Annotated in this window: 10 protein-coding genes and 1 tRNA gene; 7 read left to right on the forward strand and 4 right to left on the reverse strand. The window is 68.1% G+C overall.

Annotated elements, in window-relative coordinates:
- A partial coding sequence (locus ACOJUF_RS05085; RefSeq protein ID WP_420120779.1) for an integrase core domain-containing protein occupies nt 1-1,620 on the forward strand: 1,620 nt, incomplete at its 5' end.
- A gap of 460 nt (nt 1,621-2,080) precedes the next feature.
- Entirely contained in the window at nt 2,081-2,659 is a 579-nt protein-coding gene (locus ACOJUF_RS05090; protein ID WP_420120780.1) for an HD domain-containing protein, read from the forward strand.
- On the opposite strand, the gene ACOJUF_RS05095 is transcribed toward ACOJUF_RS05090, so the two are convergent.
- Together ACOJUF_RS05095 and ACOJUF_RS05100 are read right to left on the reverse strand one after the other, a co-directional pair.
- On the reverse strand, nt 2,608-3,090 hold the full coding sequence (locus tag ACOJUF_RS05095) for an NUDIX hydrolase (protein ID WP_420120781.1): 483 nt from the start codon (nt 3,088-3,090) through the stop codon (nt 2,608-2,610). The two genes, ACOJUF_RS05090 and ACOJUF_RS05095, sit on opposite strands and share 52 nt — an antisense overlap.
- Before the next feature lie 19 nt (nt 3,091-3,109).
- Nucleotides 3,110-3,850, reverse strand: coding sequence for a helix-turn-helix domain-containing protein (locus ACOJUF_RS05100; protein WP_420120782.1), 741 nt, complete (start codon nt 3,848-3,850; stop codon nt 3,110-3,112).
- Between the two features lie 133 nt (nt 3,851-3,983).
- On the opposite strand from ACOJUF_RS05100, the gene ACOJUF_RS05105 reads away from it, so the two are divergent.
- The gene (locus tag ACOJUF_RS05105) at nt 3,984-4,286 is read left to right on the forward strand and encodes a helix-turn-helix domain-containing protein (RefSeq protein ID WP_420120783.1); all 303 of its coding nucleotides are present in this window, start codon (nt 3,984-3,986) and stop codon (nt 4,284-4,286) included.
- Complete coding sequence (locus ACOJUF_RS05110) at nt 4,283-5,392, forward strand: site-specific integrase (RefSeq protein ID WP_420120784.1); 1,110 nt, start codon at nt 4,283-4,285, stop codon at nt 5,390-5,392. The genes ACOJUF_RS05105 and ACOJUF_RS05110 overlap by 4 nt, the downstream gene beginning before the upstream one ends.
- A gap of 84 nt (nt 5,393-5,476) precedes the next feature.
- Here ACOJUF_RS05110 and ACOJUF_RS05115 read toward each other — a convergent pair.
- Nucleotides 5,477-5,552, reverse strand: a tRNA-Lys gene (locus ACOJUF_RS05115).
- A gap of 49 nt (nt 5,553-5,601) precedes the next feature.
- On the reverse strand, nt 5,602-6,084 hold the full coding sequence (locus ACOJUF_RS05120) for a response regulator (protein ID WP_420120785.1): 483 nt from the start codon (nt 6,082-6,084) through the stop codon (nt 5,602-5,604).
- A gap of 732 nt (nt 6,085-6,816) precedes the next feature.
- Between ACOJUF_RS05120 and ACOJUF_RS05125 the strand changes: the two genes are divergently transcribed.
- The 3 genes from ACOJUF_RS05125 (at nt 6,817) to ACOJUF_RS05135 (ending at nt 10,318) form a co-directional block, all read left to right on the forward strand.
- Nucleotides 6,817-8,190 (forward strand): GAF domain-containing protein, encoded by a 1,374-nt coding sequence (locus ACOJUF_RS05125; RefSeq protein WP_420120786.1) that lies wholly within the window; start codon nt 6,817-6,819, stop codon nt 8,188-8,190.
- A 161-nt stretch (nt 8,191-8,351) separates the two neighbouring features.
- Entirely contained in the window at nt 8,352-9,875 is a 1,524-nt protein-coding gene (gene adh / locus ACOJUF_RS05130) for an aldehyde dehydrogenase (protein ID WP_420120787.1), read from the forward strand.
- Nucleotides 9,875-10,318 carry a DUF779 domain-containing protein gene (locus ACOJUF_RS05135; RefSeq protein WP_420120788.1) on the forward strand — a complete coding sequence of 148 codons (444 nt, stop codon included), beginning with the start codon at nt 9,875-9,877 and terminating at the stop codon, nt 10,316-10,318. The genes adh and ACOJUF_RS05135 overlap by 1 nt, the downstream gene beginning before the upstream one ends.
- Nucleotides 10,319-10,424: the final 106 nt, after the last annotated feature.

Below are 10,424 nucleotides of genomic sequence, written 5' to 3' on the forward strand. Positions count from 1 at the left end.
GACGTGGCGGTGCGGGTCGCCGAGCTGCGGCGCACCCACCCACGGTGGGGCGCCAAACGAATCCGGATGGAACTGCTGCGCAAGCCCGCCGGGCTGACGGTCCCGTCGACCGCGACGATCAACCGGATCCTGATCCGCCACGGCCTGGTCACCCCACGCAAACGGAAGCGGCCGCGGAGCTCCTACCAGCGGTGGGAACGGCCCGGGCCGATGCAGCTGTGGCAGCTCGACATCGTCGGCGGCGTCTGGCTGATCAACCCCGCCACCGGGGCGCCGCGGGAGGTCAAAGTCGTCACCGGGGTGGACGACCATTCCCGGTTCTGCGTCATCGCCCAGGTGGTGGAGCGGGCCACCGGCCGGGCGGTGTGCCTGGCCCTGGCCGCCGCGCTGGCCCGGTTCGGTGTTCCGGGCGAGATCCTGACCGACAACGGCAAACAGTTCACCGCCCGCTTCGGCCGCGGCGGGGAGGTGCTGTTCGACAAGATCTGCCGGCACAACGGGATCACCCATCGGCTGACCCAACCGGCGTCGCCGACCACGACCGGCAAGATCGAACGCTTCCACCTGACCCTGCGCCGGGAACTCCTCGATGATCACGACCCGTTCGAGTCGCTGGCCGCCGCGCAGACCGCGATCGACGAGTTCGTCCAGACCTACAACACCGACCGCCCCCACCAGGCCCTGGAAGCCGAGCGGCCGGTCAGCCCGGCCGAGCGCTTCACTCCAACCGCCGGCCCGGAGCGAGAACTGCTGCCGGTGTGGCTGCCACCGACGATCGCCCCCGCACCGGTCTCGGTTCCGACCACGTCTGATCCGGCCGATCACCAGCCCGACAGTGCCGACGCGACAACATCTCCGGGCCCCGAGCGGAGCGGAGTGGGCGGCGCGGTCGAGTTCAACCGGGTCGTTCCGCCGGCCGGGAACCAGCAACTCGCCGGCCGGCAGCTCTGGCTCGGCCCGGCCCGGTCCGGGCAGGTCGTGCGGTTCTGGGCCGACACCGACCTGATCCACCTGTTCATCGGCGGAACCCGGGTCAAGACGGTCCGCTCCCACCTGACGGTCACCGACCTGGCCAAGCTCACTGCCGCCGGCGCCGTGCCCGCCGGCCCGTCCCCGCTGCCGCCGGTGGCGCCGGGCGACGCCGTCGAGGTCGAACGGGTCGTGACCCGGGCCGGCACCGTCGTCCTGGGCGGCCACGCCGTGCTGGCCGCGGAGATCCTCGCCGGCCGGCAGATTGGGATCCGCATCGAACGCGACACCCTGATGTTCTTCGACCTGGACAGCCGGGAACTGCTGCGGGTGCGGCCGAACCCGTTGCGCCACGACCAGATCGTCCGCCTCCGCGGGAACCGCCCGGCCGGCCCACCGCCCCGACCGGCCACCGAACCGGTCCGGGTCCAGCGCCGCGTGTCCAGTACCGGCGTGATCACCGTCTGCCGCCAAGCGGTGTCGCTGGGCCGCACCCATCAGCACCAGACCGTAACCGTTCATGTTTCCGACACCACCCTGGCGATCGAACTCGATGACGGCGAAACCCGAGTCATTCGTCGGACCACGACGATCCCGGTACGTAACATCAAGGCCGACCGACCACGATCGGCCCCAACCCAAGTTGTCTAGGCCCGGTGTAAAGGATCAGCTGGCACAAAATCGTTAACCATCCCCTGAAGCACGGCACGGCCGCCTTGGCCGCCTCAAGCTTGGTTGCATCAGGTCTGGCCGCCGCCTTGGCTGTCTGTTCGTGCGTGTTGAGGTCCCCATGAACTGATCATGACATCCGGGAGAAGATTCCGCAGCGCTGCCCTCCGCCCTGGTCGGCTACTCGCGTTACCTTGGTGCCAGGTGCCCGCGAACGAAGCATTCAGGAACTGTGAACCTTCGTTTGCTTGGCCAGTCCATGACCGCCTCCAGCACGATGTGCGACCAGGGAGACCAGAGGACCCGGAGGGCCGGCCAAGCTGCCGATATCGTCGAGGCGTTTGGACTCAGTCGATTATTACAATAGAATGGTTGCTATATTAGTCGCCCCAGGGTTCGCCCGTGGGGATAATGTGTCGTCGGCTGGTGTAGACTTTCGGAGGTGACTTGGCCGGCACAAGACTGGTTCGATGACCTGTTGAAGGGTCTGACGCCTCGGCGTCAGGTTCATTCAAGAGCTGTCGGACGCAAGGCGGCGGCTTTCGCGATGATGGTTGAGGCGCATCTTCGCGCAGATCTTGTGATAGCGGCGACGCTGCACGACATTGGATACAGTCATCCCACGACCGGGTTCCATCCGATCGATGGAGCCCGCTTTCTCATTGACCGGGGCTTCTCTGAAATCGTATGCCACCTCGTTGCACACCACACTGCGAGTTCGTTGGAGGCCGAAGAGCGCGGCCTAGATATCAGTATCATCCGCGAGTTCGATATCTCGAGCGAATCGATAAGCTCGGCAGGTATCGAACGAGCCCATGCGGTTCTTTGGTATGCCGATCTGACGACGAGTCCGGCCGGCGAGGACGTTGACGTCGAGGATCGGCTGAATGAAATCTGTGCGCGATACGGACCGAATGATCCAGTCACACGCTATGTCGAAAGATCGCGCGCAATCCTGATCGATGCCGGTCAGCTACCGATCGGGTCGATCCAGGTTCCCGTTTCATTGACCGCCCACTGAATCCGCATCCGCTGGCTGCGGTCCATCTTTAGCTCGTCGATATCGGCGACCGGCACCCACTTGACGATCGTCGTCTCGGAGCTTGGGGTCGGCTCACCGGCGACGTATTCGGCACGGTAGACGACTGTGAACTCCTGGCGGACCTCGTCATTGCTGGTGTAGTGGATGACGTGCCGCGGGTCGGTGTAGATGCCGGCGACGCCGGTGAGCGTGACGTCGATGCCGGTCTCTTCCTTGGTCTCCCGCACTGCCGTCATTGACAGTGATTCACCCGGGTCGTGCGCTCCGCCGGGCATCGACCAGTTGCCGTTGTCGGACCGGCAGGTGAGCAGGACCGCGCCGTCGCGGAGCACGAACGCGGTCGCGCTCGGCTTGACACTGTTGGCCGGCGGTGCGGCCGGGTCATCGAAGTAGTCGATTCGCTTGCCCATACGGCGAGGCTACCGGGGGCTACCGAGTGATCACTTCCTCGCCGGCGGCCCAGACGCGGTCGTAGGCGCGGCCGTAGTAGTCGAAGAGCTGGCCGCCGGGCACTCGACGCAGGTGGAGGACGGGGGAGCGAGCGGCGTAGGCGCCGTAGGTGTGCGTGTTGACCATCATCGACTCGTCGAACCTGAACAGGCTGGCGTACAGCACGGTCTGGTGGGTGCGGATCTTGACACCCGGCAGGTTCGCCACCTCGCCGAGGTACTCCAGCGTCGATCGACAGCGTTCAGGCAGTGTTGGCAGGCCCTCTTCCTTCCCACGCTGCCGGACGGCCTCACATCGGCTGTCTCCGAGCAGGATGCGAAACGAAACACCGGCGGCTGCCTTCGATCGGATGACCTCGACGAGGTCGTAGGCCTCCACAAGGAAACCGCCGGAGTAGACGAGGATGTCGATGTCGGACGTTGCCTGTTTGAACAGCGCCGTCCAGACGTCACCGGGCACGGAGCTGCGCGTCGGCCACATGTGCACCAGCTCGGCTTCGGTGGTGTTCCGCGCCTGCTCGGTGCCGAGAAGCTCGGGCCAATAGTAGGTTTCGTCCTGACCTAACACCTCAACGACCCGTGCCCGGGTGTTCGGATGCGGGATCCGGTTCCTGGTGATCCAGCGCTCGACCGTCTTCTCGTCGACATCGACATGGTCGGCCAAGGACGAGCGGGTCATGCCGGCGGCGAGGAGTCCGTTTCGTAGCCGAAGGTTCGCCATGGGCCCTATCGTACGGCAGGAACGTCCCTAAACATCCCGAAACTGCGGTTGGAACGTCCCTCAAGGTCCGGCAGTGTGGATAACAGACGCACGGAAGTCCGTGCGAGCGCCGGGTCCGCACAGGGTGGCTCCGGTGTCAGACCGTGCGGTCCAGGCCGTCGCTCCTTCTCTCGCCGGAGCGCCGATCTGGCCCGCCTCGCTCGCGCTGCTCCCGCTGCGCGGCGACCGGGAGCGCACAGGGAGGGAGTCGGTGATGGAAAGGACGTTGCTGACGGCGGAGGAAGCCGCCGAGAGCCTCAAGGTCGGCCGGTGCAAGGTCTACGACCTGATCCGCAGCGGCGAACTCGAGTCGATCAAGATCGGCCGGCTGCGCCGGATCCCGGTCGACTCGTTGCGTCGCTTCGCGCAGCGGTTGCTCGCAGAGGGGCTGGAGTGAGCGGCAAGAACGCGAACGGCGAGGGCACCGTCTTTCAGCGCAAAGACGGCCGCTGGGTCGCGGCGATCTACGCCCCGATGACCGACGGCCAGTTCCGCAAGATCATCAAGTACGCGAGCAGCCGCGCCGACGCGAACCGCAAGCTACGCGAAATGGTCGACCGCATCGACCGGAACGTGCCGATCCCGGTGTCGAGCATGACCATGGAGGCATTCCTGGCCGACTGGCTGCAGCACATCAAGGAGCACGTCCGGCCGAGCACGTGGCGCTCCTACGACCTGAACACCCGGCTGCACATCGTGCCGAGGATCGGCAAGAAGCGATTGACCGCCCTCACCGTTCGGGACCTGCGGGTGATGATCGACCGGATGAAGGTCGACGGCGTCGGCGGCCGCACCATCCAATACGTTCACGCCACGATCCGAGCCGCGCTCGAACACGCCTACCGCGAAGAGCTGGTCAGCCGCAACGTCGCCAAACTGGTGCGCGTCGAGAAGCCGAGACCGACGCCCAAGGAGCCGCTGTCGGTGGCCGAGGCCCGCAAGCTGCTGTCGGCGACCAAGGGCGACGACGACCACGCGATGTGGACAGTGATGCTGATGCTGGGCCTGCGGCGCAGCGAGATCTGCGGCCTGCGCTGGGACAGCGTCGACCTGGACGGCAGGACTCTCAGCGTGACCCAGAGTGTCCAGCGGGTCGAGGGCAAGCTGACCGAGCTACCGACGAAGACCCGCCGCTCCACCCGCACCGTCCCGCTGCCGGCGCGCGTGCGCCAGGCGCTGGTCGAACACAAGGCCCACCAGCAGGACGAAGAGGGCCCGGATCAGGTCTACGTGTTCGGCACCAAGGTCGGTACGCCGCTGGAACCGCGGAACTTGACCCGGCGCTGGACCAGGCTATGCAAGGACGTCGGAATCCGACCGGTTCCCCTGCACAGCCTGAGGCACTCGTGCGTTTCCCTCTTGCTGGCCCAAGGGGTCAACCCACGCACCGTGATGGAGATCGTCGGGCACAGCGCCTTGGAGATGACCATGAACGTCTACGGCCACGTCAACCTGGAGACCCAGAGGAGGGCACTCGATGATCTCGACCGTGCACTGCAGTAGCGGACCGTTGGTGTCAATCGTAGGTGTCAAACCGTCTTCAAGATCACCGGTGATCATTTGCACCCAGTCTGACCTGGGCAAACGTGGTGCGCCATCAGGGACTCGAACCCCGAACCCGCTGATTAAGAGTCAGCTGCTCTGCCAATTGAGCTAATGGCGCGTGGTCTCGGGCTTCCCCGGGACCGGCGACTACTGTACCTGGCAACCGGTCACAACACGAAACCGCTGGTCAGAGGGTGTGGGGGATGCCCGGTACCGCCTTGGGCGCCACCGGAGGCCGGGGGACGCTCGGCCGAGGGTCCGCGCTGCGCGGGCAGGGCCGACGGTTCGGTGCCGGCCCGGCGCAGGGCGGCCAGCAGCGGATTCATCCGGCCGGTCTTGATCACGTACTGGTCCGCCCCGGCGGCCAGCATCTGCTCGCGGATGGCGGGCTCGTCCCGCCCGGAGAAGACCACGATGTGCACACCGGGGTGCAGCACCTTGACCTCGGTGGCCAGCGCGGGACCGCCACCGGGGATGTTGACGTCCAGCATGAGGACGTCGGGCAACCACTCACGGATGCCGTCGCGGCAGGTGGCGGCGTCGACGGCGGTCCCGACCAGCTTGAGGTCGGGCAGAAGCTCGAGGAGTCCGGCGATGGCGTCGCGCATCTCTTTGCGGTCGTCGCACACCAGAACTGTGCGGATGTCCAACGGTCGTCTCCCTGGCTGATGGGCCAGCATCATGTGCTGAGTGATAATCGGGGGCGGTGGCAACGGCGCATCACCGGCGAGGGCATCGACCGGCCACGGTGGTGGGCCGTCGACCGGGCCGGGCACGATCACGGTGGATCGAACGGTGGCCGGTCGGGTCGATGGGTGGCGACGTTGCCGGCCGTCGGCACGGCGATGTGGCCACGGATCCCCCCGCGCCCAACGCTAGCAAGACGGCCCGAAAGTGGCAGGCCGAACCGATCGTGTCGATGCGCACACATCGAGGCCTTCGCCACGCCCGACTGCTCCCGCCTGCGGGAACTCGGCCGAAACAGGGCATGAAGTGAGCTACCTCGCATTTCGGGTCCGTCCTGGCGGTGGTGGGACCGGCGGCAACCGGATCGGATCGACGGTACGGGTGGCGGGCCCTCTGGCGCATCTACCTGCGGAATCGAGTGGGGATGGGTCGTGTGGGTCAGGCTGGGCCTGATGAATCAACGTTTCCTGATCCGTTTGCATCAGGACCGGACCCCGGTCGGTCGACGGCCGGCCGGAGTCCGGCGCGGATCGACGGAGCGCATCACTCCGGGTGATCGAATCGAGCACGGGTGCCTCACGATCGGGTGGTCCGGGCGCGATCCCCGCGTCCGTGGACCCCTTGCTTCCCCCAGGTACCCTGGGCCCATCAGCTGCGGGACCTGCGACGGTGCTGCCCGCCCACCGGAGGAACCGATGGCGACAGGGATTGGACCACCGGCGACGGCCCAGCCGGGTGCGCGTCGTCCGGCCTCGGGCCCGTTCCTTGCGCTGCCCACCGGCTCGGATGCGCTCCGTGAGCGCGGCAAACTCGAACGGGCCTATGACACCTTCCTGACCACCGGCGACGTCGGCCTGGTCCGTCCGGTGGTCGCCGACTCGTGGCGGCTGTCCCGGGAGAGCGGGGTGAGCCCGGACGGCGTTCTGCCGGAGGTCGACCTCGTCGACTCGGAACTGGAGGCCTACCGGTCGGCCCATCCGCTGGCGGCCGTGATGCCACTGATCCGCCGGCTGCTCATCGAGGAGGCCGAGGACGCGGGTGCGATCGTCGTCGTCGCGGACGCCGACGCCCGGCTGCTCTGGGTGGAGGGCGACCCCGCCCTGCGGCGCCGGGCCGAGGCCATCAACTGGGTGGCCGGCACCCGCTGGGACGAGCGCGTCGCCGGCACCAACGCCCCGGCCGCGGCCATGCGGCTGGATCACGCGCTCCAGGTCTTCGCCCGCGAGCACTTCGCCAGCAACGTGGCCGGCTGGTCGTGCACGGCGGCCCCGATCCACGACCCCACCACCGGCCAGGTGCTGGGGGCGCTGGATCTGACCGGACGCGACGACGTCGCCGCGCCCGCGGTGCTCGGCCTGGTCCGCGCCGCCGCCGCGGCGGCCGAGAGCGAGCTGCGGATGCTGGCGCTGACCCGACGCGACGTTCGGCCGGCCCGCCGGGCGCCGTCGAACCCGCGCACCCTGTCCGGTCCCTGGCGGCTGGGCGTCCTGGGCCGGGACCGCGCACTGCTCGGCGTCCGGAACGACCCCGCCGGCGGCACCGAGCTGTCGGTCCGGCACTCCGAACTGCTGTTCCTGCTGGTCCGGCACCGGGCCGGCTACACCGCCGACCAGCTGGCCGTCGCCCTGCACGAGCGGGACGTCCCGGCGGTCACCGTCCGCGCCGAACTGAGCCGGCTGCGGTCGCTGCTGCCGGCGCTGGGTCTGTCCGGCCGCCCGTACCGGCTGACCACCCACCTGGCGACCGACGCCGACGCCGTGCGCCACGCCCTGGTCCGCGGCGACGTCGCCGCCGCGGTGGATGCCTATCCCGGTCCGATCCTGCCGTCGTCGGAATCGCCCGAGGTGCAGGCCGAGCGGGACGCCCTGCACCGCGACGTCCGGTCCGCCGTCCTCGGGTCCACCCATGTGCCGGCGGTCCTGGCGTTCGCCAACCGGTCGTGCAGCCGGGACGACATCCTGGTCTGGCGGCATGCGGTGCGGCTCGCCCCGCCGTCCAGCCGCCCCGTGCTCATCGAGCACCTGCTGCGCATCGAGCGCGAGCTGGGTGGGGTGCCGGTCCGGCGCTGACCGGCACCGGTACGGCCGCCGGCCCGCGGCCACCGCCCGGACGTGACCTGCGTCACGTGACTCACCTCACCGGCTCGCAACGTTGGCGCAACGATGCCGCTCCTACGGTTCCCTCCATCGCACGGCCCGAGGGGGCGTGTCGAACCGACGAGGAGGTCGATGTGACGGTCTATGCAGCTCCGGGACAGCCGGACAGCAAGGTCACCTTCAAGCCCCGCTACGAGAACTACATCGGTGGGGAATGGGTCCCGCCGGTCAAGGGGCAGTACTTCGAGAACGTCACCCCGGTGACCGGTCAGGTCTTCACCGAGGTCGCCCGGTCCACCGCCGAGGACGTCGAGCTGGCCCTGGACGCCGCGCACAACGCCGCTCCGGCCTGGGGCAAGACCTCACCGGCCGAGCGCTCGGTCATCCTGAACAAGATCGCCGACCGGATCGAGCAGAACCTCGAGAAGATCGCCGTCGCCGAGACCTGGGACAACGGCAAGCCGGTCCGCGAGACCCTGGCCGCCGACATCCCGCTGGCGATCGATCATTTCCGCTACTTCGCCGGCGCGATCCGCGCCCAGGAGGGGTCGATCTCGCAGATCGACTCCGACACGGTGGCCTACCACTTCCAGGAGCCGCTGGGCGTCGTCGGGCAGATCATCCCGTGGAACTTCCCGATCCTGATGGCCGTCTGGAAGCTGGCTCCGGCGCTCGCCGCCGGCAACGCCGTCGTCCTCAAGCCGGCCGAGCAGACCCCGGCGTCTATCCTGGTGCTCCTGGAGACCATCGGCGACCTGCTGCCCGCCGGCGTGGTCAACGTCGTCAACGGCTTCGGGGTGGAGGCCGGCAAGCCGCTGGCCTCGTCCAAGCGGATCCGCAAGATCGCCTTCACCGGTGAGACCACGACCGGTCGGCTGATCATGCAGTACGCCTCCGAGAACCTGATCCCGGTCACCCTCGAGCTGGGCGGCAAGTCGCCCAACATCTTCTTCGAGGACGTCGCCGCGCAGCGGGACGCGTTCTACGACAAGGCCCTCGAGGGCTTCACGATGTTCGCGCTGAACCAGGGCGAGGTCTGCACCTGCCCGTCCCGCGCGCTCATCCAGAGCTCCATCTACACCGACTTCCTCGCCGACGCGGTCGCCCGCACCGAGAAGGTCGTCCAGGGCAACCCGCTGGACACCACCACGATGATCGGCGCCCAGGCCTCGAACGATCAGCTCGAGAAGATCCTGTCCTACATCGAGATCGGCAAGGCCGAGGGCGCCAAGGTGCTCACCGGTGGCTACCGCAACGAGCTCGGCGGGGACCTGTCCGGCGGCTTCTACGTCAAGCCGACCATCTTCGAGGGTGACAACTCGATGCGGATCTTCCAGGAGGAGATCTTCGGCCCGGTCGTCGCGGTGACCTCCTTCGCCGATCAGGACGACGCCCTCAAGATCGCCAACGACACGCTGTACGGCCTCGGCGCCGGCGTCTGGACCCGCAGCGGGGCCACCGCCTACTCCACCGGCCGGGGCATCGAGGCCGGCCGGGTGTGGACCAACTGCTACCACCAGTACCCGGCGCACGCCGCGTTCGGCGGGTACAAGCAGTCCGGTATCGGGCGCGAGAACCACCACATGATGCTCGACCACTACCAGCAGACGAAGAACCTGCTCGTCTCCTACGCGCAGAGCGCCGTCGGATTCTTCTGATGTCGCCGGACATGTCCCGGGACGGGTCGCCGGACACGGCCCGGGACACGGTGGTCCCGGTCGCCCGGGTCGCGCTGACACCGAAGGCGGTGGCCCTGCTGTCCGAGCTGACCGACCTGCACGGGCCGCTGATGTTCCACCAGTCCGGAGGGTGCTGTGACGGGTCCGCACCGATGTGCTACCCGCTCGGCGAGTTCCGGGTCGGCGCCGCCGACGTCAGGCTGGCCGAGCTGGATGCGGGCCTTGGGCAACCCATCCCGTTCTGGATGTCGGAGTCGCAGTTCGAGTACTGGAGCCACACCCACCTCACCGTGGACGTGGTCCCCGGGCGGGGGAGCGGCTTCAGCGTGGAATCACCGACCGGACAGCGGTTCCTGATCCGGTCGCGACTGTTCACCGACGAGGAGTCCGAGCGCCTCCCCGCGGTGGTCAGTGGTGGATAACGGCGGGTAGGCGGACCCGCACCCCCAACTTCCGGTCGCCGTGCCGGGCAGCCACGGCACGGCGACCGGAGTCCAGCTCCGCACACGAGCGGCCGCGCGGCGGTGG

Source organism: Nakamurella sp., from assembly GCF_048594475.1.
In the GTDB taxonomy this organism is placed as follows: Bacteria; Actinomycetota; Actinomycetes; order Mycobacteriales; family Nakamurellaceae; genus Nakamurella.

Excerpts from the sequence above, each read along its gene's own strand:
- ACOJUF_RS05135 (WP_420120788.1), top strand. The coding sequence starts at position 9,875 with ATGTCGCCGGACATGTCCCGGGACGGGTCGCCGGACACGGCCCGGGAC.
- ACOJUF_RS05095 (WP_420120781.1), bottom strand. The coding sequence starts at position 3,090 with ATGGGCAAGCGAATCGACTACTTCGATGACCCGGCCGCACCGCCGGCC.
- ACOJUF_RS05100 (WP_420120782.1), bottom strand. The coding sequence starts at position 3,850 with ATGGCGAACCTTCGGCTACGAAACGGACTCCTCGCCGCCGGCATGACC.
- ACOJUF_RS05125 (WP_420120786.1), top strand. The coding sequence starts at position 6,817 with ATGGCGACAGGGATTGGACCACCGGCGACGGCCCAGCCGGGTGCGCGT.